Here is a 26,330-nt window from a genome sequence, read left to right as displayed (position 1 = left end):
TCCACGCCCGGATGCAGGCGCAAGTCCGCCATTGTCGCGGGCTGCGCCCGTGTCGGCAATCGCGGCGAAAACGTCACGGTTTGCGAGCCCGCGCGATCCTGCGCGGGCTCGAATCGTATGGATCGCTCACCCGGCCTTGGGCTTGGGCGCCTTCAGCGCGGCTTCGATCGCGGCGACCACGGTCGGGTCATCGGGCTTGATCTTGCTGCCGTAGCTGGCGATCAGCTTGCCGTCGCGGCCGATCAGGTATTTGTGGAAATTCCACTTCGGCGCTTCGCCGGCGCTGCGGGCCAGGTCCTGGTACAGCGGAGTGGCCTGATCGCCGATCACGTGCACCTTCTCGAACATCGGGAACTTGACCCCGTAGGTGAGCGTGCAGAACTCCTGGATCTGCTTCTCGTCCTCGAATTCCTGGGCCTTGAAGTCGCCCGAGGGGAAGCCGAGCACGGCGAAGCCCTTGCCCTTGTACTTGGCGTGCAGCGCTTCCAGGGCCTCGAACTGCGGGGTGAAACCGCATTTGCTGGCGGTATTGACCACCAAAACGACGTCGCCGCCGTAACTCTGGCGCAGATTCACCGCCTGTTTGCCGGCCAGGGGCCGGTAACTGCGGTCCAGCAAGGCGCCCGCGGCCGAGGCCAGGCCGGCGACCAGGAGTAGGGAAACGGCGGCCACAGCGGCCGTACGGCGGATTCGGGGGGTTGGGGCGGGCATGGCTGAAGCGGACATGGCGGGCTCGGACATGACGGGGGCCGGACGGCCGGTGGGCCAAGTATGACTTCAGTTGGGTCCGGCGGACTTGACCGGGCGTGTTTTGGTGTTATAGTTGCATACAACACCGGTCTACCAACGAGCAGGACGTTCGCCATGAACCGCAAGCTCCATAACTCGATCTCAGCCATCTTGGTCAGCGGCGCCACCATGGTGCTGGCCCTGGTCGCCGCCAATCCGGCCCTGCCGGAAGCCCCGGCCGCCCTCCCCGTGGTCGCCCAGGCCGCAGCCGCACCGCTGTCCCTGAGCACCGAAACCATCGCCCGCCGTGCCGAAGCCCAGGCCGCCCAACGCATCGAAGCCCGCGCCGAGCGGGTCGAGACCCTGGCCGACGCCGCGGCCCTGACCGCCGAACTGGCTACGGCCGTCGCCCTGGCCAACGCACTCGAAAACGTATCAGCCGCGGAGTCGGCCGACGACGAAAAACCGCATCGCAAAGCCCGGAAGGCCAAGCAGCGCAATCGCCAGGCCTTAGTCATGCCTTATTTCTCTTTCGCACCGCGGGGCTGAACCATGACCGCCATTCAATGGAGCGACGGCGCTCCCATCTACCGCCAGCTGAAGGAGCGCGTCGTCGCGATGATGCTCGACGGCGTGCTCAAGCCCGGCGATGCCCTGCCCTCTGTGCGGCAGGTCGCGGCCGAGTACCAGCTCAACCCCATCACCGTCTCGCGCGCCTACCAGGAACTGGCGGACGAGGCTCTAGTCGAAAAACGCCGAGGATTGGGCATGTACGTCACCGAAGAGGCTGCCAAGAAACTGCTGCTGAACGAACGCGAGCGGTTCCTGCGCGAAGAATGGCCGCTGGTGCTGGAACGCATCCTGCGACTGGGCCTGAGCACGGAAGAACTGCTCACCGCCGGCAACGCCAAGGCGGGTGCGCAATGAACGCCGACACCCTCGCCAGCGTCTCCCACGTAGTCAGCGCCCGCGGTCTGCGCAAGGCCTATAAGAACAAGGTCGCGCTCGACAACACCGCGTTCGAGATCCCCGCCGGCCGCATCGTCGGTCTGATCGGCCCCAACGGCGCCGGCAAGACCACCGCGCTCAAGGCCATCCTCGGCCTGATCCCGTTCGAAGGCGACCTCAAGGTGCTGGGCCGCGACCCGCGCACCCAGCGCGACGAACTGATGCGCGACGTGTGCTTCATCGCCGACGTCGCGGTGCTGCCGCGCTGGATCCGGGTCAAGGAAGCCATCGAGTTCGTCGCCGGCGTGCACCCGCGCTTCGACCGCGCCAAGTGCGAACGCTTCCTCGCCGGCACCCAGCTCAAGCCCAACCTGCGGGTACGCGAACTGTCCAAGGGCATGATCGTGCAGCTGCACCTGGCCCTGGTGATGGCGATCGACGCCCGCCTGCTGGTCCTGGACGAGCCGACCCTGGGCCTGGACATCCTCTACCGCAAGCAGTTCTACCAGCGCCTGCTGGAAGACTACTTCGACGAGGACAAGACCATCATCGTCACCACCCACCAGGTCGAGGAGATCGAACACATCCTCACCGACGTGATGTTCATCCGCGACGGCAAGGTCGTGCTCAACAGCGAGATGGAAATCCTCGGCGACCGCTTCGTCGAAGTACTGGTCAACGCCGACAAGCTGGAACAGGCGCGAGCGCTCAAGCCGCTCGACGAACGCGCCCTGCCCTTCGGCAAGACCGTGATGCTGTTCGACGGCGCGCCGCACGACCGCCTGGCCGAACTCGGCGAGACCCGAACGCCCGGCCTGGCCGACCTGTTCGTCGCCACCATGAAGGGGACCTACGCATGAACGCGCTCGACATCAACGCCGACCGCCCCGCTCCGCGCGCTGTCGCCGCGGTCCATCCCACCCATACCTTCCGGCTGCTGCTGCGGCGCGAATTCTGGGAGCACCGCGGCGGTTTCCTGTGGGCTCCGCTGCTGGCCGGCGCGATCTTCCTGCTGCTGGCGACCATGGGCATCGGCGTCGGCGAACTGGCCGCGCGCCGGGTCGCCAGCTCCAGCAACCACGCCATGATCAACACCGACGGCGGCAAGTTCGAGCTCAACGGACTGGACCTGTCGCGGCTGACCGAGAAGATGAGCGCCGACGACATGCGCGAACTCGGCGGCGCCGTCGACGGCATGCTGTTCATGGCCGGCAGCTGGCCGCTGATAGTGCTGGCCTTCGTGGTGTTCTTCTACTGCCTGGGCAGCCTCTACGACGAGCGCAAGGACCGCAGCGTGCTGTTCTGGAAATCGCTGCCGGTCTCCGACGGACAGACCGTGTTGTCCAAGGTCGCCAGCGCGACCCTGATGGCGCCGGCCCTGGCGGTGGCCGCCTCGATCGTGACCATGCTCGGCTTCCTGATCATCATGAGCGTGGCGGTGCTGTTCCACGGCGGCAACCCGATCGCCCTGCTGTGGGGACCGGGCAGCCCGTTCAAGGTCGGCCTGAACATGCTGGCCTGCATCCCGATCTACGCACTGTGGGCGCTGCCGACCGTCGGCTGGCTGATGCTCTGCTCGTCCTGGGCCCGTAGCAAGCCGTTCCTGTGGGCGATCATGATCCCGCTGTTCGCCGGCATCTTCGTCTCCTGGTTCGACCTGATGCAGCTGTTCGACCTGGAAAGCGTCTGGTTCTGGAAGAACGTGGTCGGCCGCTCGCTGATCAGCGTGTTCCCCGCCACCTGGATCGACGCGGCGCACATCGGCGAAATCAGCGGCGACGGCCCCTCGGTGATCCACGAAGTCATCAACCTGCGCACCATGTACTCGGTGCTGGGCAGCGCCCAGCTCTGGATCGGCGCGGCCGCCGGCGCGGCCATGATCTTCGCCGCGGTCCGCCTGCGCCGCTGGCGCGACGAGGGTTGATCCCCGGCGCCGGCGCGGTCCGCCCCCGGACCGCGCCGAGCGCGACGCGATGCAACCCTCCTGGCTCGACCCGCATCTGAGTACGCGACGCCCGCCGCTCCGGCGGGTCCGACCCGACAGGAGTTCGTGATGCGTAAGCTCATCCTCGGTGTCCTCGCCCTGCTGCCGATGACGGTGCTGGCGCAGGACGGCCACTGCCAGCATTCCCAGGCCCGCGATCTGAAACTGGACCTGGCCGGCGCCAAGGCGGTGGTGTTCGACATCGGCCCGCACGAGCTGGAAGTCGTCACCGGCGCCCGCAGCGAGGTCCACGGCCGCGCCTGCGCCTCCGACGCCCGGTACCTGCCCGAACTCACCCTGACCCAGCACCGCGTCGGCGACAAACTGGTGGTGGTGGCGCAGCGCAGCGAGCGCTCCTGGTTCAACTTCGGCGGTAACCACTACGCCTACCTGAAGCTGACCGCGACCGTGCCGGACAACCTGATGGTCCAGCTCAACGTCGGCTCCGGCGACGCCCGCGCCACCGGCGTGGCCGCGCTCAGCGCCGATGTCGGCTCCGGCGACGTCAAGGCCCAGCGCGTGCGCGGCCTGGTCACCGCCGACGTCGGCTCCGGCGACATCGTGCTCGACGACATCGGCGCGCTGCAGGTGGTGTCGGTCGGCTCGGGCGACCTCAAGGCCAGCCGGGTCGCGCGCGACGCCAAGGTCGGCGACATCGGCTCGGGCGACGTCGAGCTGCGCCAGGTCGGCGGCAGCGTCGAGGTCGACGACATCGGCTCCGGCGACCTCGATGTCGACGGCGTGCGCGGCAACCTGCGCGTGCGCTCGGTCGGCAGCGGTTCGGTCGGCCACCGCGACATCGCCGGTTCGGTCGACGTACCGAAAGACGACGAATGATTTCCCTCACCCGCCATAGCCGCCGCCAGGACTCCGCCATGAAACTCGCCGCCGCTTTCGCCGCCATTATGATCGCCGCCACCCTCGCCGGTTGCGGCAGCCAGGACCGCATCGTGACGGGCAACAGCGTTCTCAACCACATCGAACTCGGCGACGACCGCATCAGCCTGCACGGCGATGGCGGCATCGCGGTCATCACCGATAAAGGCGATCTGAGCATCGAAGGCAAGGCGGTGAACCTGACGCCGGACCAGCGCGCTCAGGCCCAGCGCCTGTACACCAATGCGATCGGCGTGCGCGACGACGGCGTCGCGCTCGGCAAGGCCGGCGCCGGCATGGCCGGCAAGGCCGTCGGCAGCGCGATCGAGGGCCTGGTCAAGGGCGATCCGGGCAGCGCCGGCGACAAGATGGATGCCGAGGCCAACAACATGGCCCAGCAGGCCATGCGCCTGTGCAAGCGGGTGATCGAGATGCGCAAGGCCCAGGACAGCCTGGTCGAGACCCTGCCCGCCTTCAAGCCCTACGCCAACCTCAGCCAGGGCGACGTCATCGACTGCCAATCCTAATTCGAGCGCCGGTGCCCGCCGTTACTCCGGTGTTGCGGCGGGCACCCGCTCGAACCTCTCGCTTCGAACCGTAGCTTCGAAGCGAGTTCCGAGGTTCACCCAGCCGCGCCGTGTGCGCGAGCTTGCAGCGTTCATTCCCGCGGTGCCCGAACCTCAGCCTCCGCCGCCTCCCCCCGCGCCGTGGATGCCGCCGCGGGTCAGCGCGGCCGGGTCCAGCAGCCGGCGCAATTCCTTCTCGGCCATGCCGGTCGCGGCGATCGCGACCTCCAGCACCGGCCGGCCTTCCTTGTAGGCCTGCTTGGCGATCGCGGCCGCCTTTTCGTAGCCGATGATGGGATTGAGCGCGGTGACCAGGATCGGGTTGCGGTCCAGGGCCTCGCGCACCCGATCCTCGCGCACCTTGAGCCCGGCGATCGCGTTGTCGGCGAGCAGGCGCATGGCGTTGGCGAGCAGCCGGATCGAGTCCAGCAGGTCGTAGGCGATCAGCGGCAACATCACGTTGAGCTGGAAGTTGCCGCTCTGGCCGGCGACGGTGATCGCGGCGTGGTGGCCGATGACCTGGGCGCAGACCATGGCGGTGGCTTCCGGAATCACCGGATTGACCTTGCCCGGCATGATCGAGCTGCCCGGCTGCAGCGCCGGCAGTTCGATCTCGCCCAGGCCGGCGAGCGGGCCGGAGTTCATCCAGCGCAGATCGTTGGCGATCTTGGTCAGCGCCACCGCCAGCGTCGACAGCTGGCCCGACAGCTCGACCGCGTCGTCCTGCGCGGCCAGGCCTTCGAACTTGTCCGCGGCGGATTCGAACTTGGTCCCGGTCAGCGACGACAGGGCGCGCGCGACCGCCTTGCCGAAGCGCGGGTCGGCGTTGATGCCGGTGCCGATCGCGGTGCCGCCGATCGGCAGCCGACGCAGGCGCTTGAGGCTGTCCTCGATGCGCTCCTGGGCCGAACTCAGCTGCGCCGCCCAGGCACCGAACTCCTGGCCGAAGGTCAGCGGCATCGCATCCATCAGATGAGTGCGGCCGGTCTTGGTGACCTTGGCCTGGCTCTTGGCGCGGCGCTCGATGGTCTTGCGCAGGTGCTTGAGCGCCGGCAGTAGCGATTCGGTGGCGGCCAGCTTGGCCGACACCCGGATCGCGGTCGGTATGACGTCGTTGGAACTCTGGCCCAGGTTGACGTGGTCGTTGGGGTGGATGCGGACTTTGCCCGTGCGCGAGGCCAGGGTCGCGATCACCTCGTTGGCATTCATGTTGCTGGAGGTGCCCGAGCCGGTCTGGAACACGTCGATCGGGAACTGGGCGTCGTGGCGGCCGCCGGCGACGTCGAGCGCAGCGGCGTGGATGGCCCGCCACTGGCTTTCGTCCAGCAGTTCCAGGCCGCCGTTGACCTCGGCCGCCGCGGCCTTGACGTAGGCCAGGGCGCGGATGAACTCGCGCGGCATGGGCACGCCGGAAATCGGGAAGTTCTGCACGGCGCGCTGGGTCTGCGCGCCCCAGAGCGCGGCCGCGGGGACGCGCAACTCGCCCATGCTGTCGTGCTCCAGGCGGAAGGCCGGCTCGGCGGCGGAGGGCTGCTTCGGCGCGGATCGGGCCGGGGTCTTGCGTTGGGTCGCCATTGCCAACTCCATGGAATCGTGGGGGTTGCGAGCCGTGGCGGCGCGCGGGCGGAACGGCCGGCGCGAGGCCACGTCGATGAGGTCGGGTGCGCGGCCGGTCGAAACAAGGGCCGCGCAGGAGGCTGGCATCGGACATCGCTGGCGACCGCCATGATGGCCGCCGCGCCCGCGGGCGTCGAGTGCGGGCGGCCTGATCGGGCGGCCGCGGCGGCGCCGTACTGCGCGGTCCGGACGGGCCAAACCGGCGGGCTGTTAGAATGTTCGACTGTTTCCCGTCCTGCCCCGACATGTCCGCCGACCCCAACGCCCAGCTGCTCGCCCTTTCCCCGCTCGACGGCCGCTACGCCGGCAAGGTCGACGCGCTGCGCCCGATCTTCTCCGAATTCGGCCTGATCAAGGCCCGGGTCAAGGTCGAGGTGGAATGGCTGCTGGCGCTGGCCGAGGAGCCGGGCATCGCCGAACTGGCGCCGTTCTCCGCCGCCGCCGCCGCGCGCCTGCGCGCGCTCGCCGCCGACCTGTCGGTCGCGGACGCGGCCCGGGTCAAGGAGATCGAGCGCACCACCAACCACGACGTCAAGGCGGTCGAGTACCTGATCAAGGAACGCCTCAAGGACGACGCCGAGCTGGGCCCGGCCCTGGAGTTCGTGCACTTCGCCTGCACCAGCGAGGACATCAACAACCTCAGCTACGCGCTGATGCTCAGCGAAGCGCGCCAGCACGTGCTGCTGCCCAAGCTGGACCAGCTGATCCAGGTGTTGCGCACGATGGCGCACGAACACGCCGCGCTGCCGATGTTGTCGCGCACCCATGGCCAGACCGCTTCGCCGACCACGGTCGGCAAGGAAATCGCCAACGTGGTCGCGCGCCTGCTGCGCCAGGGCGAAACCCTGGCCGGAGCGCCGATGCCGGGCAAGATCAACGGCGCGGTCGGCAACTACAACGCCCACGTCGCGGCCTATCCGGACATCGACTGGCCGGCGTTCTCGCAGCGCTTCGTGACTTCGCTGGGCCTGGACTGGCAGCCCTACACCACCCAGATCGAGCCGCACGACGGCATCGCCGAGATCTGCGACGCGCAGCGCCGCATCGACACCATCTGCATCGATCTGTGCCGCGACGTCTGGGGCTACATCTCGCTGGGCTACTTCAAGCAGGCGGTCAAGGCCGGCGAAGTCGGCAGCTCGACCATGCCGCACAAGGTCAACCCGATCGACTTCGAGAACGCCGAGGGCAACTTCGGCATCGCCAACGCGCTGTTCGAGCATTTCGCCGCCAAGCTGCCGATCAGCCGCTGGCAGCGCGACCTCACCGACTCGACCGTGCTGCGCGCGCTCGGCACCGCGTTCGGCCACGCCCTGATCGGCTACGACGCCCTGCTGCGCGGCCTGGGCAAGCTCAGCGCTAACCCCGAGCGGCTGGCCGCCGACCTCGACGCGGCCTGGGAAGTGCTGGCCGAAGCCGTGCAGACGGTGATGCGCCGCCACGGCCTGCCCAACCCCTACGAGCAACTCAAGGCGCTGACCCGCGGCCAGGGCATCAACGAAGCCTCGATGCGCGAATTCATCGCCAGCCTGGACCTGCCGGCCGCCGACAAGCAACGCCTGCTGGCGATGACGCCCGGCAGCTACAGCGGCCTGGCCGAGCGCCTGGCGCGCGAGATCTGACTGGACGGAGGCGACTGCCATGGCAGACAACCGCGGCTGGACCCTGGCCGAGCATCGCGCCGACGACGGCCTGTCGTTGATGCGGCTCAAGCGTTTCGAGCGCGGTTTCGATTTCCGCGCCTACCCGGAGCGCTTGAACCTGATCTGGGCCTATCAGGACGACCGCAGCATCGGCACCGCCTCGCCGGCCGAACTGGAAGCAATGCAGCGCTTCGAGGACCGGGTCTGCGAACGCATCGAGAGTGCGGGCCACAGCCTGCTGGCGATCGTGTTCACCGAACCCGATCATCGCGAGTACGTGTTCCACACCCGCGACGTCGAAGCCTTCGTCGGCGTGCTCAACGCGATGCCGCAGGAAGCCACGCCCTATCCGATCGAGATCGACCGCGAGAGCGACCCGAACGGCGAGTTCTACCGTTCCTTCGCCGAAGCGATCGGCCTGCGCTGAAGCGGGCCCGCACCGAATCCGCGCCATGACGACGACGATGCGGCTGCTGCTCAATCTCGACGTCTCCGACCTGGCCGCGGCCGAAGCCTTCTACGTCGCCGCCTTCGGCCTGCGCCCGGCGCGCCGCCTCGGCGACGGCGTGCTGGAACTCGACGGCGCGCAGGTACCGATCTATCTGTTGCGCAAGCCCGCCGGCAGCGCCGGCGCCAACGGCTCGGTGCGCGACTACGCGCGCCATTGGACGCCGCTGCACGTGGACGTGGTCGTCGACGACCTGGACGCCGCGCTCGCTCGCGCGCTCGCGGCCGGGGCGATCCAGGAAGGCGCGATCCGCGAGGCCGCCTGGGGCCGGATCGTGCAGCTCGCCGACCCGTTCGGGCACGGCTGGTGCCTGCTGCAGTTCCTCGGCCGCGGCTACGACGAGATCGCGGGCTAGCGCCGAGGCCCCTGCCCCGATCTTCATCGCCGCATGAGCGACAATGGCGCAATCCGCGTGGCCCGCCGCGCCACCGCTACGAGCCCGTCCGCCCCATGGCCAAGAAATCCCCCGCCGCACCTGCCGGCCCGTCCAAATCCGCCGCGATCGAAGTCGACGCCGCCCGCCTGCCGCCGCTGGGCATGCCGGCCGAAACCTTCCTGCGCGATTACTGGCAGAAGCGCCCGCTGCTGATCCGCAACGCCTTCCCCGGCCTGGTCTCGCCGCTGGAACCCGAGGACCTGGCCGGCCTGGCCTGCGAAGAGGCGGCACTGTCGCGCCTGATCCAGCACGACCGCGCCAGCGACGTCTATTCGCTGCGCCACGGCCCCTTCGACGAAGCCGAATTCCCGGGCCTGCCGCAACAGGACTGGACCCTGCTGGTGCAGGACGTGGACAAGTGGGACGCCGACGTAGCCGCGCTGCTGCCCGCGTTCGACTTCCTGCCGCGCTGGCGCGTCGACGACATCATGGTGTCGTTCGCGGCGCCCGGCGGCTCGGTCGGCGCCCACGTCGACCAGTACGACGTGTTCCTGCTGCAGGCCCAGGGCCACCGGCGCTGGCAGATCGACGCGAGGCCCAATCCGCCGCAGGACTTCCGTCCCGACGCCGAACTCAAGCTGCTGCGCGAGTTCAGCCCCAGTCACGACTGGGTGCTGGGCCCGGGCGACATGCTGTATCTGCCGCCGGGCGTGCCGCACCACGGCGTCGCCGAGAACGCCTGCCTGACCTTCTCGGTCGGCATGCGTGCGCCCTCGGCCGCCGAGCTGATGGGCGACTACATCGATACCCTGGCCGCCGAGGCCGACGAGTCGCTGCGCTACCGCGACCCCGACCTGAGCCCGCCGGCCGACCCGGCCGAGATCGACGCCGCCGCCATGACCCGCGTGGTCGAAGCCCTGAACGCCTTGCGCATGAACGACCCCGACCGCCTCGGCGACTGGTTCGGCCGCTTCATCACCGTCTACCGCGCCGCCGGCGAGGTCCAGCCCGGCGGCGACGCGCGTTCGCGCATCGAGATCGAATGGGACCTGCAGCACGGCGCGCAACTGCTGCGCCATCCCTGGTCGCGCATGGCCTGGCGCAAGGCCGCACGCGGCGCGCGTTTGTACGTGAGCGGCCAGGAGCGCGCCCTGTCGGCGCGCGATGCCCAGCGCATCGCCAACGCCGCCAGCCTGGACGGCGCCGCCTACGCGGCCTTGTCCGAAGCCGGCCGCGACGCGGTCATCGATCTTTACGCGGGCGGCCACTACCGCCTGCATCTGGACGACGGCGAAGAGGAATAAACATGAGCGGCACGGCCTTCCGTATCGAAACCGTCGCTGCGGACGCCTACGCCGCGACCTTGCCGGAGCTGCGCGCGGTGCGCGAGGCGGTGTTCGTGCGCGAGCAGAACGTGCCGGCGCAGATCGAACTCGACGCCCTCGACCCGCTGTGCCGGCACGTGCTGGCGCGCGACCCGGACGGCCGCGTCATCGGCACCGGCCGCCTCACTCCGGAACGCAGCCTGGGCCGGCTGGCGGTGCTGGCCGACTGGCGCGGCCGCGGCGTCGGCGAGGCCCTGCTGCGGGCCCTCGTGGCCCTGGCCGCGGAACTGGGCTGGCGCGAGCTGAGCCTGCACGCCCAGGTCCAGACCATCGGCTTCTACGCCCGCCACGGCTTCCTGCCCTATGGCGAACGCTTCGTCGTGGCCGGCATCGACCACCAGGCCATGCGCCTGCTGCCGGACGCGATCAACCCGGTGGAGTCGCGCGACGCCGCCCTGGCGGCCTGGCAGGGCGTGGTCGCCGGCGCACGCCGGCAGCTGTCGATCTACACCCGCGAGCTCGATCCCGGCCTGCTCGACCAGCCCGAGGTCGTGGCCGCGCTGCGCCGCCACGCCACCGCCGGCGGCCAGATCCGGATCCTGCTGCAGGACCCGGCCGCGCCGCAGCGCGCGATCGCTCCGCTGTTGAACCTGGGCCAGCGCCTGACCACCGCCTTCGAATTCCGCGCCATCGAGGAGCCGGTCGACCGCGGCTACCCCTCGGCCTATGTCTTCAACGATGCCGGCGGCTGGTATTTCCGTGCGCTGGGGCACCGTTTCGAAGGCGAAACCCGGCTCGACGCGCCGGCGCGGGCGCGCCAGCTGCGCGCTCATTTCGATCCGGTCTGGGAACGCGCCCGCCCGTGCAGCGAGTACCGCGCGCTCGGGATCTGAGCGCACGGCTCGATGCGGGCCCGGCGCAGCACCGTGTTCGACGCCCCCGATTCGAAAGGCGCTGCTGGACAGGTGTCGCCACCGTAGCCGACGCCCAAGGCCAGCCCCGGCCTGAGTCCGCGCTAAACCGCGACGCCACGGCCCGCGCCTGCCCGCGCGGCTTGAATCCCGCATCGCCAGCCCAAGATTTCCAGGGCTTGCCGCAATGGCCGTTTCGACGGTCCGGCCCGGCCGGCGGCCGGAAATCGAACGAAATCTGTCGCTTAGACCTAAGTAGTTATGCCGCTGGGCTTAACACTACCGCTATAATTCCGATCCTATGTCCGCGCAAAGCGTCGAACGCTCGCGTGCGACTCCAATTCCGCCCCCTAGAGTTTCCCGATAACCATCGTGGACAGTCTCCTGAAGCAGTTCTCCCAGTCCTCGCAACTCGGCGCCAACGCCGCCTTCATCGAAGACCTGTACGAGCAGTACCTGGTCGATCCCGACAGCGTCGGGCCGAAATGGAAGGCTTACTTCGACGGTTTCAAAGGCCGTGAAGCCGGAGACGTGCCGCATTCGGCCGCCATCGACTCCATCGCCCAGGCCAGCCGGGCGGCCGCGCGCGGCCTGCTCAACGGCAGCGCCGCGACGACCGGCGCCGGTCCCGGCGACGAACGCGAACGCGGGGTCGGCAAGCTGATCACCGCCTACCGTTCGCGCGGCCATCTCGCCGCCGACATCGACCCGCTGGGCCTGCTCGAGAAGCCCGACGCGCCGGATCTGGCGCTGGGCTTCCACCGCCTGTCCGAAAGCGACCTGGCCGGCGAGTTCAGCACCGGTGGCGTGGCCGGCAAGGAACGCATGAAGCTGGGCGACCTGCTCGCCCTGCTCAAGGCGACCTACACCGGTCCGATCGGCGCCGAGTTCATGCACATCGCCGACGCCGAACAGCGCCGCTGGATGTACGAGCGCCTGGAAACCGCGGCCGGCAATTACGGCCGCAGCGCCGCCGACAAGCAGCGCATCCTCGAGCGCCTGACCGCGGCCGACGGCCTGGAACGCTACCTGGGCACCAAGTACGTCGGCCAGAAGCGCTTCTCGCTGGAAGGCGGCGACGCCCTGATCCCGCTGATGGACACCACCATCCGCCGCGCCGGCGAGCACGGCGCCCAGGACGTGGTCATCGGCATGGCCCACCGCGGCCGCCTCAACGTCCTGGTCAACGCCCTGGGCAAGCCGCCGCGCAAGCTGTTCGACGAGTTCGAAGGCAAGTTCGAGCATATCGAGGGCGACCTCGCCCACACCGGCGACGTCAAATACCACATGGGCTTCAGCGCCGACGTCGCCACTCCCGGCGGCCCGGTCCACCTGGCCCTGGCGTTCAACCCCTCGCACCTGGAAATCGTCAACCCGGTGGTCGCCGGCAGCGTGCGTTCGCGCCAGACCCGCCGCGGCGACCAGGGCCGCAACCAGGTCCTGCCGATCCTGCTGCACGGCGACGCCGCGTTCGCCGGCCAGGGCGTGGGCATGGAACTGCTGCAGATGTCGCAGGCGCGCGGTTTCGCGGTCGGCGGCACGCTCCACATCGTGATCAACAACCAGGTCGGCTTCACCACCAGCGAACGCCAGGACGCGCGCTCCACGCTGTACTGCACCGACGTGGCCAAGATGGTCGGCGCGCCGGTGCTGCACGTGAACGGCGACAACCCCGAGGCCGTGGTGTTCTGCGCCGAGCTGGCGCTGGACTTCCGCAACCGCTTCGGCCGCGACGTGGTCATCGACCTGGTCTGCTACCGCCGCCACGGCCACAACGAGGCCGACGAGCCGGCGGCCACCCAGCCGCTGATGTACCAGGTGATCCGCAAGCACAAGACCCCGCGCGAACTCTACGCCGACCAGCTGATCGCCGAAGGCACGCTGCAGGCCGCCGACGCGCAGGCGCTGGTCGACGGCTACCGCGACAAGCTCGACCAGGGCGCGGTCACCACCGAACTGGTGGAGGTCAAGCCCGACGAGTTCACCATCGACTGGTCCAAGTACCTGTCGGGCAAGCTCGGCGATCCGGTCGACACCACCTTCGAGCGCGCCAGGCTCGACCAGCTGGCCGTGCAGATCAACACCATCCCCGACGCGGTCAAGCTGCACGCGCGCGTGGCCAAGATCTACGACGACCGCCGCAAGATGGCCGCCGGCGAACTGGCCGGCGACTGGGGCTTCGCCGAGAACCTGGCCTACGCCACGCTGATGAGCGAAGGCTACAAGCTGCGCCTGGTCGGCCAGGACAGCGGCCGCGGCACCTTCTTCCACCGTCACGCGATCCTGCACGACCAGGCCACCGACGCCTATTACCTGCCGCTGCGCGAGCTGGTGAAGACGCCGACCGACGTGACCATCATCGACTCGCTGCTCAGCGAAGAAGCGGTGATGGCGTTCGAGTACGGCTACTCGACCGCCGATCCCATGACCCTGGACATCTGGGAAGCGCAGTTCGGCGACTTCGCCAACGGCGCCCAGGTCGTGATCGACCAGTTCCTGTCCTCGGGCGAAGCCAAGTGGGGCCGCCTGTGCGGCCTGGCGCTGTTCCTGCCGCACGGTTACGAAGGCCAGGGCCCGGAGCACAGCTCCGCGCGCCTGGAGCGCTTCCTGCAGCTGTGCGCGCTGGAGAACATGCTGGTGTGCGCGCCGACCACCCCGGCCCAGGCGTACCACATGATCCGCCGCCAGATGCACATGAGCACGCGCAAGCCGCTCGTGGTGATGACGCCCAAGTCGCTGCTGCGCCACAAGCTGGCGGTGTCGAGCCTGGACGACCTGGCCCAGGGCGAATTCCAGCACCTGATTCCGGATGCGTCGGCCAACCCGAAGAAGGTCAAGCGGGTCGTGGTCTGCTCGGGCAAGGTCTACTACGACCTGCTCGAAGAGTCGCAGAAGCAGGGCCTGGAAGACGTCGCCCTGCTCCGCGTCGAGCAGCTGTATCCGTTCCCGCGTCAGGCCCTGGCCGAAGAGCTCAAGCGCTACGCCGCGGCCAAGGACGTGGTCTGGTGCCAGGAAGAGCCGCAGAACCAGGGCGCGTGGTACCAGATCCGCCACCACCTCGCCGCCTGCCTGGCGCCGAAGCAGGCCCTGCACTACGCCGGTCGCGCGCGTTCGCCGTCGCCGGCGGCGGGCCACCTGGCCGACCACGTCGCCGAGCAGACCAAGCTGGTCGCCGACGCTCTGGTCGATTCGCTGCACGGTGAGGCCAGCGCCGAGTAATCGGCGCCGGTCCCGCTACGACATTCCGCTACCCACATAACAATCAAGCAAGCCAGGATGCCCACCCCATGAGCACCGAGATCAAAGTCCCCGTCCTGCCCGAGTCCGTCTCCGACGCCACTATCGCCACGTGGCACAAGAAGCCGGGCGATGCGGTCAAGCGCGACGAGAACCTGGTCGACCTCGAAACCGACAAAGTCGTGCTCGAAGTCCCCTCGCCGGTCGACGGCGTGCTCAAGGAAATCAAGTTCGAGGAAGGCGCCACCGTGACCAGCTCGCAGCTGATCGCGATCGTCGAAGCCGGCGCCGCCGCCGCCGCGCCCGCCGCAGCCGCTGCGCCGGCCGCCGCCAAGGCCGATTCGGCCCCGGCCGCCGGCGCCCAGCCGATCGCCCCGAAGGCCGAGGCGGCCAAGGTACCGGCCGGCAACGACCAGCTGCCGCCGGGCGCGCGCTTCACCGCGAACAAGGAAGGCATCGACGCCTCCCAGGTCGAAGGCACCGGCCGCAAGGGCGCGGTGACCAAGGAAGACATCCTCAACTACGCCAAGTCCGGCGGCGTCGGCAATGCCGCCGGCGCGCGCGCGGAAGAGCGCGTGCCGATGACCCGCATCCGCGCCCGCATCGCCGAGCGCCTGATGCAGTCGAAGAACTCGATCGCGATGCTGACCTCGTTCAACGAGGTCAACCTCGGCAAGGTCATGGCCATGCGCAAGGAGCTGGGCGAGTCCTTCGAGAAGGCCAACGGCGTCAAGCTCGGCTTCATGAGCTTCTTCGCCAAGGCCGCCGCCAACGCGCTGCAGCGCCACCCGGTGGTCAACGCCTCGGTCGACGGCAACGACATCGTCTATCACGGCTATGCCGACATCTCGATCGCCGTGTCCACCGACAAGGGCCTGGTCACGCCGGTGCTGCGCAACGTCGAGCGCATGGGCTTCGCCGACGTCGAGAAGGCCATCGGCGATTACGCCAAGAAGGCCCGCGACGGCAAGCTGGCGCTGGAAGATCTGCAGGGCGGCACCTTCACCATCACCAACGGCGGCACCTTCGGCTCGCTGATGTCGACCCCGATCGTGAACCCGCCGCAGTCGGCGATCCTGGGCATGCACGCGATCAAGGAACGCGCGATCGTCGAGAACGGCGCCGTGATCGCCGCGCCGATGATGTACATCGCGCTGTCCTACGACCACCGCATCATCGACGGCAAGGACGCGGTGCTGTTCCTGGTCGACATCAAGAACCAGCTGGAAAATCCGCACCGCATGCTGCTGGGCATGTGATGCCTCAAGCCCCTCTTCACCGCTCGAGCCCCTCTCCCGCTCGGCGGGAGAGGGGTTGGGGTGAGGGCCGCCGCGCCGCCCTTCCCCGCTCTCCCTCATCCGCCCTTCGGGCACCTTCTCCCGCAAGCGGGAGCAGGGAAAGGCAAAGGAAACCGCAATGTCTGAGCAATTCGACGTAGTCGTCATCGGCGCCGGCCCGGCCGGCTATCACGCCGCCATCCGCGCCGCCCAGCTCGGTCTGAAGACCGCCTGCATCGACGCCGCGCTCGGCAAGGACGGCAAGCCCGCCCTCGGCGGCACCTGCCTGCGCGTGGGCTGCATTCCGTCCAAGGCCCTGCTCGACAGCTCGCGCCAGTTCTGGAACCTGCAGCACCTGTTCGGCGAACACGGCATCACCGCCGACAACGCCAAGATCGACGTCGCGACCATGATCGGCCGCAAGGACAAGATCGTGAAGCAGTTCACCGGCGGCATCGCGATGCTGTTCAAGGCCAACAAGATCGCCCCGTACTACGGCTTCGGCACCCTGCACCCGGGCAACGTGGTCAAGGTCAAGCAGCACGACGGTTCGGAAGTCGAGCTCAAGGGCACCAACGTCATCATCGCCGCCGGTTCGGATTCGATCGAACTGCCGTTCGCCAAGTTCGACGGCGACAAGATCGTCGACAACGTCGGCGCCCTGGACTTCACCGAGGTGCCCAAGCGCCTGGGCGTGATCGGCGCCGGCGTGATCGGCCTGGAACTGGGCAGCGTGTGGAAGCGCCTGGGTTCGGAAGTGACCGTGCTCGAAGCCCTGCCCGACTTCCTCGCCGCCGCCGATGCCGAGGTCGCCAAGACCGCGGCCAAGGAATTCAAGAAGCAGGGCCTGGACATCAAGCTCGGCGCCAAGGTGAGCAAGGCCGAGATCAAGAAGGACGGCGTCCACCTGACCTACAACGACGGCAAGGCCGACCAGCAACTCGTGGTCGACAAGCTGCTGGTAGCCGTCGGCCGCCGCGCCGCCTCCAAGGGCCTGCTGGCCGAAGGTACCGGCGTCAAGATCAACGAGCGCGGCCAGATCGAAGTCGACGAGCATTGCCACACCGGCGTCGACGGCGTGTGGGCGGTCGGCGACTGCGTGCGCGGCCCGATGCTGGCGCACAAGGGCTTCGAGGAAGGCATCGCGGTCGCCGAGCTGATCGCCGGCCTGCCGGGCCACGTCAACCTCGATACCGTGCCGTGGGTGATCTACACCGAGCCGGAAATCGCCTGGGTCGGCAAGACCGAGCAGCAGCTCAAGGCCGAAGGCGTGCCCTACAAGACCGGCAGCTTCCCGTTCGCGGCGATCGGCCGTGCGGTCGCCATGGGCGAGCCGGCCGGCTTCGTCAAGGTGATCGCGCACGCCGAAACCGACCGCGTCCTCGGCCTGCACCTGGTCGGCGTCGGCGTGTCGGAGCTCGTCCACGAAGGCGTGCTGACCATGGAGTTCAACGGCTCCGCCGACGACCTCGCCCGCATCTGCCACGCCCACCCGACCCTGTCGGAAGCGATCCACGACGCGGCGATGGCGGTCGACAAGCGCGCGATCCACAAGGCCAACTGATCGGCCTGCGACACACGAACGGCGCACCCAGGTGCGCCGTTCTGCATTTGAGCCACCCACACGCCGGGCACGCCTTGCGCGCGACCGGGCATCGGATACCGACATGAAATCGCTCTGCGTCTACTGCGGCTCCAACTCCGGTTCGCAACCGATCTACACCGAACGCGCGATGGCGCTGGGCCATCGCCTGGCCCAGGACGGCATCGCCTTGGTCTACGGCGGCGGCAACGTCGGCCTGATGGGCACGGTCGCCGACGCGGTGCTGGAGGCCGGCGGCGAGGCGATCGGCGTGATACCCGAGCACCTGGTCAATTGGGAGGTCGCCCACCGCGGCCTGAGCAGGCTCGAAGTGGTCGGCTCGATGCACGAGCGCAAGGCGCGCATGTTCGACCTCGCCGACGGCTTCGTGGCCCTGCCCGGCGGCTTCGGCACGCTGGACGAGATGTTCGAGATGCTGACCTGGCGCCAGCTCGGCATCGGCGACAAGCCCTGCGCCTTCCTCGACGTCGATGGCTTCTACTCGCCGTTGATGACGATGCTGGATCGCATGGTCGCCGAACGCTTCCTGCACCCCGACCAGCGCCGCGACCTGTGGCACGGCGACGACCTGGACGCGATGCTGGCCTGGATGCGGGCCTACCGTCCGGCCGAAGCGAGCAAGTGGATGGACGAGAAGCGCCGCAACGCGCTGCGCTAAGCTGCATCGATCCAGAAGGAGATTGGACGATGCGCGCGACCGTGGTGCCGTTGTTGCTCGGCTTGTGCGCCTGTCAGCCCGCCGAACCGGTCGAGCCCGAGTTCCGCGACGATACCCATGTCGTGCTCAAGCGCAGCGGCTGCCTCGGTCTGTGCGCGCCCTATGAGGTCCATATCGGCCCTGGTGGCAACCTGGTGTTCGTCGGCCGCGATCGAACCGGCCGGCATCCAGACCGAAACGAGGATGGCGAGGTACTCAGACAGTACGCGCTGGCCTATCCGCATCGCCGCGCGATGTTCGATCTGATCTTCTCCCAGGCCTACGCCGAACTCGAACCGGTCTACAGCGCCGGAGTCAGCGACGGGCAGGTCACGGTGCTCACCATCACCGATCGCCATGGCACTCGCTCGGTGTCCCAGAACGTCGCCGCCTGCCTGCGCGACCGCAAGCACCCTGGCGCGCTGCCGGCCGTTGCGGCGCCGGGCAAACCGGCGCGCTGGGTGCCGGACGTTTTCTGCGAAACCGTCGAGCTGATCGATACGGCCAGTTGCGCCGCTTATTGGAGCGCCGAACTCGAAGCGCCCGGCGATCAGGCCGATCCGCGCCTGTCGCCGCCGGAGCGCTGCCGCACTCAGTAGCACGCGACACTTCGCGCGCGACCGTGCGCCGGACTCTCGACGACATTCGCGGCACGCCGCCTGCACGGTTTGCGCTCGATGCCGAACGCGACGGCGCTCCAGGCCGGTCGGCTATCATGGAACGCTAGTCCGACGAGACCAGCCATGAGCGTTCCCGCCTCCTCGTTCAACGCCTTCCGCATCCACAACGACGCCGACGGCTACCGCAGCGGCGTGGAGCGGATTTCGCTCGACGATCTCGCCCCGGGCGAGATCGTGATCAAGACCGCCTACTCGTCCATCAACTTCAAGGACGCGCTGGCCGGCACCGGCGAAGGCAAGATCCTGCGCCGCTTCCCGCTGGTCGGCGGCATCGACGTCGCCGGCCACGTGGTCGCCTCGACCGACGGCGCATTCCGCGAAGGCGATGCGGTGCTGGTCACCGGCTGCGGGCTGAGCGAAACCCGCGACGGCGGTTACTCCGAATACGCGCGCCTGGAGGCGCAGTGGGCGATTCCCCTGCCCGCCGGCCTGAGCCTGCGCGAGAGCATGATCCTGGGCACGGCCGGCTTCACCGCCGCGCTGGCCCTGCACCGCATGCACGACAACCGCCAGACGCCGGAACACGGCCCGCTGGCGGTGACCGGTGCGACCGGCGGCGTCGGCTCGCTGGCGATCGACATCTTCAACCGCGCCGGCTACGAGGTGCATGCGATCAGCGGCAAGGCCGACCAGGCCGATTACCTGACCTCGATCGGCGCCAGCCAGGTGCTGGACCGCGCCGCCCTGGCGGCGGGGCGGCCGATGGAATCCGCGCGCTTCGGCGGCGGCCTGGACAACGTCGGCGGGCCGATGCTGGCCAGCCTGCTCGCGCAGACCGCGCCCTACGGCAACGTCGCCAGCGCAGGCCTGGCCGCCAGCCCTGCGCTGGATACCACGGTGATGCCATTCATCATCCGCGGCGTGTCCCTGCTGGGCGTGGCCTCGGCCGGCACCGCGCGCCAGGTACGTGACGAAGTCTGGCGGCATCTGGGCAGCGACTGGAAACCGGCGCACCTCGACCGCATATGCACCCGTGAAGTGGGGCTGGCGGAGCTGCCCCAGGTATTCCCGGGCATGCTGGCCGGGGGTTCCCTGGGCCGGACGCTGGTCGTGATCTAGTTGGCATTGCGGCGTAAGCGCGCATCGCTACAATCGACGCAATTCCGGGGGAAACACATGGCGCGTATTCTGATCGTCGACGATTCACCGTCCCAGCTGATGGGCATCCGCCGCATCGTCGAGAAGCTGGGGCATGAAGCCCTGACCGCCGAAGACGGAGCAGCGGGGGTCGAAGCCGCCAAGCGCGAAATCCCCGACCTGATCCTGATGGACGTGGTGATGCCGAACCTCAACGGCTTCCAGGCCACGCGCTCGATCTGCCGCGAGGCCAGCACCAAGCACATCCCGATCGTGCTGGTGACCACCAAGGACCTGGACACCGACCGGGTCTGGGGCATGCGCCAGGGCGCCAAGGCCTACATCACCAAGCCCTTCAGCGAGACCGACCTGTCCGAGATCATCGCCCAGCTGCTGCCGGGCTGATCGAGCTACCCGCGTTGTTATGGGCCTGCCGCGCACCGCGGCAGCGATGCGCTGTGGGAGCGAGGTAAGCCGCGACCGTCGCTACGACACCAGCCCGTCGCTTAGCCCGCCACGTAGGATGCGGTGAGCCGCAGGCGAACCGCATCGCCTGGCGCAAGCCGGAACCCGACGCCGGTGCGGTTCGCCTGCGGCTCACCACACCCTACGGCAGGGCCGCATGAACCCGATGCGGTTCGCCTGCGGCTCGCCGCACGCCATGGCGCAATCGCGTCTGCGCTCAGGCCCGTCGCCAATCGTCGCCGAACACGTCGCGCATGCGCTCGTAGGCTTCGCGCTGCTCGTCGGTGTGCGCACGCGGCGCCAGCACTTCCAGTTCGACGATCTGATCGCCCTGCGGCGTGCCCGGCAGGCCGCGGCCGCGCAGGCGCAGCTTGCGCCCGGCTTCCGAGTTCGGCGGAATCTTCAGTTCGACCGCGCCGCCCAGGGTCGGCACGCTGATGGTCGCGCCCAGGGCGGCTTCCCACGGCGCCAGCGGCAGCACGTGGATCACGTTGCGGCCGTCGACTTCGAACTGCGGATGCGCGGCGTACTCGATCTCCAGCAGCAGATCGCCCTGCGGGCCGCCCTGCCCGTCGCGACCGCGTCCGCCTTGGCCGGCCAGGCGGATCAACTGGCCCGGGCGGATGCCCTTGGGTATGCGGACCTCCAGGATGCGGTCGTTGACCGAGATACGCACCGAACCGCCTTCGTAGATGGTCTCCAGCGCGACCGCGAGCTTGGCGCGGGTGTCGCCGCGCGGCGGCGCCCGCCCGGGCTGGCCGCCGAAGCCGGCCGGACCGCGGCCGCGCCCGAACAGACTCTCGAAGAAATCGCTGAAACCGCCGCCCGCGCCGCCGCCGGCGAAGATCTCGTCGAAGTCGGCGCCGCCGTAACCGCCGCCGAAGCCGCCCGGAGGCGGCTGAACCTCGTCGCCGGGGCGGTAGCCGCGCGCGCGCAACTGGTCGTAGGCGCTGCGCTTCTGCGGGTCGCGCAGCGCTTCGTAGGCCTCGTTGATGGCCTTGAACTTGTCCTCGGCGCCGGCCTCCTTGCTGACGTCCGGGTGGTACTTGCGCGCCAGGCGCCGGTACGCGGTCTTGATTTCGGCTTCGCCGGCGCTGGGCTCCACACCCAGGGCTTCGTAGTAATCCTTGAATTGCATTGCAGCGCCCTCAAACTTGCGGGTGCGCGACCGCACCGGCCCACAGGGTAGGCGTCGCGCGGCCGCGCGGGAAGACCGGGCTGAAATGGCCGCTGCGCCCGCGCTTTTCAATCCTTGCGCGCACAATGCAGCGTACGACGGTCTTGACGCCACGTTACGCGCGCGCCGATCAGACTGCCCCCCAAACCGGAGATATCCCATGAGCATCAAGGTCGGCGACCGCCTGCCCGAAGTCACCCTGCAACGCATCCGCGAAGGCGTCGAGACCCTCGACACCAACGCCCTGTTCGACGGCCGCAAGGTGGTCCTGTTCGCCGTGCCCGGCGCGTTCACCCCGACCTGCTCGGAAAAGCACCTGCCCGGCTTCGTCGCCCATTTCGACGAATTCCGCAGCAAGGGCATCGAGGTCGCCTGCATGGCGGTCAACGACCCGTTCGTGATGCAGGCCTGGGGCCAGAGCCAGAACGTGCCCGACGGCCTGCTGATGCTCGCCGACGGCAACGGCGATTTCACCCGCGCGCTCGGCCTGGAACTCGACGCCAGCGCCTACGGCATGGGCACGCGCGCCAAGCGCTTCGCGCTCTACGCCGAAGACGGCGTGGTCTCGCAGCTGGAAGTGGAAGCGCCGGGCGAATACCGCGTGTCCTCGGCCGAGCACATGCTGTCGCTGGTCTGAATGCGGGCGACGGCGCCGACATCGCCGTCACCGACCGCTAGGCATCGTTGGGGGCACTGCCCCCAGCGACCCGCCAGGAGGTCGACATGAGCGCCAAGCCCGACGACAAGCCCATCCACAAGCCCGCACGCGCCGCGACCGCGGCAAATCCCTCCGGCCAGCCCGCGCGCAAACCCGAAACGGCGATGATCGCCGACATCAAGGCCATCCGCGCCCGCGCCCGTCAACACATCGAGGACGGCGCAGTCACCGACAGCTACACCGCCGATCGCGGCACCGTGATCAAACTGCTCAACGAAGCCCTGGCGACCGAGATCGTCTGCGTGCTGCGCTACAAGCGCCACTATTTCATGGCCAGCGGCCTGATGGCCGACGCGGTCAAGGGCGAATTCCTCGAGCACGCCAACGAGGAACAGGCCCACGCCGACCGCATCGCCGAACGCATCGTGCAGTTGGGCGGCGCGCCCGACCTCAATCCCGACGTGCTGTCCGGCCGCGCCCATGCCGAATACGTCGAAGGCACCGACCTGCGCGACATGGTCAAAGAAGACCTGGTCGCCGAACGCATCGCCATCGACAGCTACCGCGCGATCATCGACTACCTCGGCGAGCGCGACACGACCACTCGCCGCTTGATGGAAGAGATCCTGGCCCAGGAAGAAGAACACGCCGACGAGCTGGCCGACCTGCTCGACGGCTGGACCGGCGGCTGAGCGAAGGCCTGGCGGCCGCGCGGCGACGCGAAGTGTGACCGCGTCGCATTGGGCGGAGGAACGTAGGACGTCGGGGCCTGGCGCAGCGGGCCGGCCTCGCGATGGCCGCTGTTAGACTCGCGGCCTACCTTGCCGGGTCCCCGCCGCATGTTCCGCCTGCCACGCGAGTTCGCCCCCTTCCGCCTGTTCGGCGCGCCCGTGGTGTTCCACTGGAGCGTGTTGTTGATGGCGGTGCTGATCCTGGCGCTGAAGCGCTTCTCGGTCGCCGGCCTGGTCGGCGCACTCGCCTATGTGCTGCTGATCGTCGCCCACGAAGCCGGGCATGCCTGGGTCGCGCGCCGCAACCGCCTGTACGTGCACCGACTGCTGATCTATCCGATGCATGGCGTGTGCCAGCACGAGGCGGCGCGCACCTCGGGTCAGGACATCGCCGTCGCCTGGGGCGGTATCGGCGCGCAGGCGCTGCTGTTCGTGCTGGCGATGCTGATCGGGCTGCTGCCCTTCCCGCCCGGTCCGCTGGCGTCGGTGCAAACCGCGATCGTCGTCGCCTGGGGACCGTTCAACCTGTTGCTGATGGTGCTCAATCTGTTGCCGATCGCGCCGCTGGACGGCGCCCGCGCCTGGCGCGTGCTGCCGTGGCTGGGCGAACGTTGGCGTACGCGCCCGCGCTCGCGAGCGCCGGCCAAGAAAAAGCGGCCCGTTGGCGGCGAACGCGGCAAGGTCGTGTCGTTGGACGAGCATCGCCGGCGCGTGTCGCGCTCCGACGACTGAGCTGCGCCTCAGCGCAATACCCGGAACCGCACCCGCGACCAGGCGCCGCTGTCGGCCAACGCGGTGAGCTGGTGATCGCCGGGCTCGGCGAAATCGTGGGCGAAGCTGGCGTCGCCGTCGGTCTCGCCGATCAGGCGCCCGTCGAGCAGCCATCGGATCCGGGTCGCGCTGCCGATCGCGCGCAAGGACAGGCGCAGCGGGTGCACGCTGCCGGGCGCGCGCGCGATGGTCGCCAGGTCGGCCAGGCCCTCGATGCGCAGCTCTTCGCTGGCGTCGCGGCCGTCGCCTTCGCAGTCCGGCGCCAGCGCCGGCAGACGTGAGGCGCGCCGGGTTTCCGCCGCCAGCCAGGGCGAGGCCAGCGCCGGCCAACGCGCGATCTGGGCGCTGCGACGCTGATGCGCCGCGGAGCAATCGGCGGACAGGCGCAAGCCGCTGCGCGCATCGACCTCGAAGCGCTCCACGCCCGCATTCCAAAGGCGCGCGTCGCGTTCGGCGAAGGTCGGCGGCACCGAGCCGTCCAGGGTCCAGGCCTGCAGCTTCTTCTGGCACAGCTGCGGCGCCTGCGGGTCCGGCGGCAGGCCCAGCGGCCAGCACACGTCGATGTGTTCGACGTTGGCCGGCGGCGGCCGCAGCGCACCGTCGCCGCGTTGGCGCGGCAGGCTATCGACCACTTCGAACAGCAGCGGCAAGGCGGTGACCGCGCCGTACTGGCCGGGCAGCGGCGTGCCGTCGGGACGGCCGACCCAGACGCCGACCGTGTAACGGCGCGTGCCGCCCAAGGCCCAGGCATCGCGGAAACCATAGCTGGTGCCGGTCTTCCAGGCCACGCGCGGGCGCCCGGAGGTGTCGAAGGTATCGGCGATGCTGCCCGGACGCGGATTGGCTTCGAGGATCTCGCGCACGATCCAGGCCGCGCCCGGCGACAGCAGGCGCCGCTCCAGCACCGGCGCATCGGGGCGGTAACGCACCCGCCCGGCCAGGCCCTCGCGATTCAAGGCCGCGTAGGCGCCGACCAGATCCTCCAGGCGCGCACCGGTGCCGCCGAGGATCATCGACAAATTCGGGGTCGCGCCGCGCGGCCAGCGCAGTTCGATGCCGGCATGCGCGAGCCGCGCCGAAAATCGGCTGGGCCCGACCCGGTCGAGCAGATCGACCGCCGGCACATTGAGCGACAGACGCAGCGCCTCGGCGGCGCCGACCGGACCATTGAAGGTCGCATCGAAGTTGCCCGGCCGGTAGTCGCCGAACGCCTGCGGCGCATCCACCAACAGGCTCTCGGAATGGATCAGGCCGTCGTCCAGGGCCAGCCCGTACAGGAACGGCTTGAGCGTCGAACCCGGCGAACGCCAGGCCTTGACCATGTCGACGTGGCCCAGGCGCGCGATGTCGGCGAAGGTCGCCGAACCGACGTAGGCGCGCGCTTCCAGGCTGGCGTTGTCGATCACCAGCAAGGCCGCCGAGGTGCGTTCGGGCAGGTTCGAGAAATAGGCCGCGACGCGGTCTTCCAAGGTGCGCTGCAGTTCTATGTCGATCGTCGACTGCAACCGCGCGGCCTTGGGCTGCTCGAAGCGCAGTCGCTGCGCCAGCAGCGGCGCATGCTGCGGCGGCTGCAGCGAACGTGCGACCACCGGCTCGATGCGCGCGTCCGCGACCAGGGCGCGCGACCACACCTTGAGCTCGGCCATGCGCGCGAGCACCTTGTCGCGCGCGACTCGCGCACGCTCGGGCTCGCGATCCGGCCGCAGCCGGCTCGGCGCCTGCGGCAACACCGCCAGCAAGGCGGCCTCGGCATGCGACAGGCGCGACGACGGCTTGCCCAGGTAGGCCCAGCTCGCCGCCTCCACGCCTTCGACCGTACCGCCGAACGGCGCGCGGTTGAGGTACAGGCTCAGGATCTCGCGCTTGGACAGATGCGCTTCCAGCTGCACGGCGCGCAGCAGCTGCTTGAACTTGCCCCAGGGCGTGCGCGTATGCGGGTCGAGGATGCGCGCGACCTGCATGGTCAGGGTCGAACCGCCGGACACCACCCGGCCGCTGCCCAACCATTGCCCGCCCGCGCGCAGCAAGGCGTAGGGATTGATGCCCGGGTGTTTCCAGAACCAGCGGTCCTCGTAGTTCAGCAGCGCCTGCAGGTACAGCGGCGAGACCTGCTCGATGGACACCGGATAGCGCCAGATGCCGCCGCGGTCGGCGAACGCGCGCAAGGGCGTGCCGTCGGCGGCGACCACGACCGCGCCGGCCTGGCCGTCGCGCGGCAACGGCAGCGGGAACGCCAGATCCAACAGCATCGCCGAGGTGGCGAACAGCAGCGCGGCGAGTAGCAGCTTCAGGCCGAAGCGGCGCGGTTTTGGTGGTGCTGTCGTTGCCGCTATCGCTACCGCTGCTGTTGCTGTTGCTGTTGCCGAATCCGACTTGACTCCACCCAGGCGACGCCACCAGCGCTTGCACGCGTCCATGCCCCCTCTCCCGCMWGCGGGAGAGGGAGCAGATGCGCCGGCGCCGGCTCCAGCGCC

The 26,330-nt window shown here is 69.2% G+C and carries 25 protein-coding genes; 21 read left to right on the top strand and 4 right to left on the bottom strand.

Going from position 1 to position 26,330, the window contains the following annotated elements; all coding sequences use genetic code 11:
• Positions 1-126: 126 nt before the first annotated feature.
• On the bottom strand, positions 127-711 hold the full coding sequence (locus ASD78_RS14065; protein ID WP_082575630.1) for a glutathione peroxidase: 585 nt from the start codon (positions 709-711) through the stop codon (positions 127-129).
• 153 nt (positions 712-864) lie between these two features.
• On the opposite strand from ASD78_RS14065, the gene ASD78_RS14060 reads away from it, so the two are divergent.
• The 6 genes from ASD78_RS14060 to ASD78_RS14035 all read left to right on the top strand — a co-directional run bounded on the left by ASD78_RS14060 (position 865) and on the right by ASD78_RS14035 (position 5,064).
• Positions 865-1,278 (top strand): hypothetical protein, encoded by a 414-nt coding sequence (locus ASD78_RS14060; protein WP_056102465.1) that lies wholly within the window; start codon positions 865-867, stop codon positions 1,276-1,278.
• Positions 1,279-1,281: 3 nt separating this feature from the next.
• The gene (locus ASD78_RS14055; RefSeq protein WP_055906553.1) at positions 1,282-1,656 is read left to right on the top strand and encodes a GntR family transcriptional regulator; all 375 of its coding nucleotides are present in this window, start codon (positions 1,282-1,284) and stop codon (positions 1,654-1,656) included.
• Entirely contained in the window at positions 1,653-2,537 is an 885-nt protein-coding gene (locus ASD78_RS14050) for an ABC transporter ATP-binding protein (protein WP_055906550.1), read from the top strand. Before ASD78_RS14055 ends, ASD78_RS14050 begins: the two co-directional genes overlap by 4 nt.
• Positions 2,534-3,601, top strand: coding sequence for a hypothetical protein (locus ASD78_RS14045; RefSeq protein ID WP_055906547.1), 1,068 nt, complete (start codon positions 2,534-2,536; stop codon positions 3,599-3,601). The genes ASD78_RS14050 and ASD78_RS14045 overlap by 4 nt, the downstream gene beginning before the upstream one ends.
• A 129-nt stretch (positions 3,602-3,730) precedes the next feature.
• Positions 3,731-4,498: a DUF4097 family beta strand repeat-containing protein gene (locus tag ASD78_RS14040; protein WP_200944209.1), complete on the top strand. Its 768-nt coding sequence runs from the start codon at positions 3,731-3,733 to the stop codon at positions 4,496-4,498.
• A 38-nt stretch (positions 4,499-4,536) separates the two neighbouring features.
• Positions 4,537-5,064 (top strand): hypothetical protein, encoded by a 528-nt coding sequence (locus ASD78_RS14035; RefSeq protein ID WP_156087765.1) that lies wholly within the window; start codon positions 4,537-4,539, stop codon positions 5,062-5,064.
• 153 nt (positions 5,065-5,217) lie between these two features.
• Here ASD78_RS14035 and ASD78_RS14030 read toward each other — a convergent pair whose 3' ends face one another.
• A complete protein-coding gene (locus ASD78_RS14030; protein WP_082575629.1) occupies positions 5,218-6,678 on the bottom strand; it encodes a class II fumarate hydratase in 1,461 nt (486 codons plus the stop codon).
• Positions 6,679-6,965: 287 nt separating this feature from the next.
• On the opposite strand from ASD78_RS14030, the gene purB reads away from it, so the two are divergent.
• The 12 genes from purB to pilH all read left to right on the top strand — a co-directional run bounded on the left by purB (position 6,966) and on the right by pilH (position 20,459).
• Positions 6,966-8,342, top strand: a complete 1,377-nt coding sequence (purB, locus tag ASD78_RS14025; RefSeq protein WP_056102459.1) for an adenylosuccinate lyase — start codon at positions 6,966-6,968, stop codon at positions 8,340-8,342.
• 19 nt (positions 8,343-8,361) lie between these two features.
• Positions 8,362-8,790: a DUF695 domain-containing protein gene (locus ASD78_RS14020; RefSeq protein ID WP_055906538.1), complete on the top strand. Its 429-nt coding sequence runs from the start codon at positions 8,362-8,364 to the stop codon at positions 8,788-8,790.
• Between the two features lie 25 nt (positions 8,791-8,815).
• A complete protein-coding gene (locus ASD78_RS14015) occupies positions 8,816-9,226 on the top strand; it encodes a VOC family protein (RefSeq protein ID WP_235566505.1) in 411 nt (136 codons plus the stop codon).
• A gap of 182 nt (positions 9,227-9,408) precedes the next feature.
• Positions 9,409-10,551: a cupin domain-containing protein gene (locus ASD78_RS14010; protein ID WP_235566514.1), complete on the top strand. Its 1,143-nt coding sequence runs from the start codon at positions 9,409-9,411 to the stop codon at positions 10,549-10,551.
• Between the two features lie 2 nt (positions 10,552-10,553).
• Positions 10,554-11,465: a GNAT family N-acetyltransferase gene (locus ASD78_RS14005; protein WP_056102451.1), complete on the top strand. Its 912-nt coding sequence runs from the start codon at positions 10,554-10,556 to the stop codon at positions 11,463-11,465.
• Positions 11,466-11,855: 390 nt separating this feature from the next.
• Positions 11,856-14,702 (top strand): 2-oxoglutarate dehydrogenase E1 component, encoded by a 2,847-nt coding sequence (locus ASD78_RS14000; RefSeq protein ID WP_056102448.1) that lies wholly within the window; start codon positions 11,856-11,858, stop codon positions 14,700-14,702.
• 68 nt (positions 14,703-14,770) lie between these two features.
• Positions 14,771-15,979 (top strand): dihydrolipoyllysine-residue succinyltransferase, encoded by a 1,209-nt coding sequence (gene sucB, locus ASD78_RS13995; RefSeq protein ID WP_055906524.1) that lies wholly within the window; start codon positions 14,771-14,773, stop codon positions 15,977-15,979.
• Positions 15,980-16,136: 157 nt separating this feature from the next.
• Entirely contained in the window at positions 16,137-17,561 is a 1,425-nt protein-coding gene (gene lpdA, locus ASD78_RS13990; protein WP_056102445.1) for a dihydrolipoyl dehydrogenase, read from the top strand.
• A gap of 103 nt (positions 17,562-17,664) precedes the next feature.
• Entirely contained in the window at positions 17,665-18,258 is a 594-nt protein-coding gene (locus ASD78_RS13985; protein ID WP_056102442.1) for a TIGR00730 family Rossman fold protein, read from the top strand.
• 29 nt (positions 18,259-18,287) lie between these two features.
• Positions 18,288-18,896, top strand: a complete 609-nt coding sequence (locus ASD78_RS13980) for a hypothetical protein (protein ID WP_056102438.1) — start codon at positions 18,288-18,290, stop codon at positions 18,894-18,896.
• Between the two features lie 144 nt (positions 18,897-19,040).
• On the top strand, positions 19,041-20,036 hold the full coding sequence (locus ASD78_RS13975) for a YhdH/YhfP family quinone oxidoreductase (RefSeq protein WP_056102435.1): 996 nt from the start codon (positions 19,041-19,043) through the stop codon (positions 20,034-20,036).
• Positions 20,037-20,093: 57 nt separating this feature from the next.
• Complete coding sequence (gene pilH, locus ASD78_RS13970) at positions 20,094-20,459, top strand: twitching motility response regulator PilH (RefSeq protein WP_055906512.1); 366 nt, start codon at positions 20,094-20,096, stop codon at positions 20,457-20,459.
• A gap of 277 nt (positions 20,460-20,736) precedes the next feature.
• Here pilH and ASD78_RS13965 read toward each other — a convergent pair whose 3' ends face one another.
• On the bottom strand, positions 20,737-21,657 hold the full coding sequence (locus ASD78_RS13965) for a DnaJ C-terminal domain-containing protein (protein WP_056102434.1): 921 nt from the start codon (positions 21,655-21,657) through the stop codon (positions 20,737-20,739).
• A 199-nt stretch (positions 21,658-21,856) separates the two neighbouring features.
• Here ASD78_RS13965 and ASD78_RS13960 point away from each other — a divergent pair, with 199 nt between their 5' ends.
• From ASD78_RS13960 to ASD78_RS13950, 3 genes are all read left to right on the top strand, one after another.
• Positions 21,857-22,333 carry a peroxiredoxin gene (locus ASD78_RS13960; protein WP_056102431.1) on the top strand — a complete coding sequence of 159 codons (477 nt, stop codon included), beginning with the start codon at positions 21,857-21,859 and terminating at the stop codon, positions 22,331-22,333.
• 185 nt (positions 22,334-22,518) lie between these two features.
• Complete coding sequence (locus ASD78_RS13955) at positions 22,519-23,046, top strand: ferritin-like domain-containing protein (RefSeq protein WP_055907138.1); 528 nt, start codon at positions 22,519-22,521, stop codon at positions 23,044-23,046.
• 147 nt (positions 23,047-23,193) lie between these two features.
• On the top strand, positions 23,194-23,817 hold the full coding sequence (locus ASD78_RS13950) for a hypothetical protein (protein WP_056102429.1): 624 nt from the start codon (positions 23,194-23,196) through the stop codon (positions 23,815-23,817).
• Between the two features lie 8 nt (positions 23,818-23,825).
• Here ASD78_RS13950 and pbpC read toward each other — a convergent pair whose 3' ends face one another.
• The gene (gene pbpC, locus ASD78_RS13945; protein ID WP_082575628.1) at positions 23,826-26,273 is read right to left on the bottom strand and encodes a penicillin-binding protein 1C; all 2,448 of its coding nucleotides are present in this window, start codon (positions 26,271-26,273) and stop codon (positions 23,826-23,828) included.
• Between the last annotated feature and the right edge of the window lie 57 nt (positions 26,274-26,330).

It is taken from the genome of Lysobacter sp. Root667, from assembly GCF_001427715.1.
Taxonomy (GTDB): domain Bacteria; phylum Pseudomonadota; class Gammaproteobacteria; order Xanthomonadales; family Xanthomonadaceae; genus Lysobacter.
The sequence above is the reverse complement of the archived record's forward strand: the minus strand, read 5'-3'. Positions and strand labels throughout refer to the sequence as shown.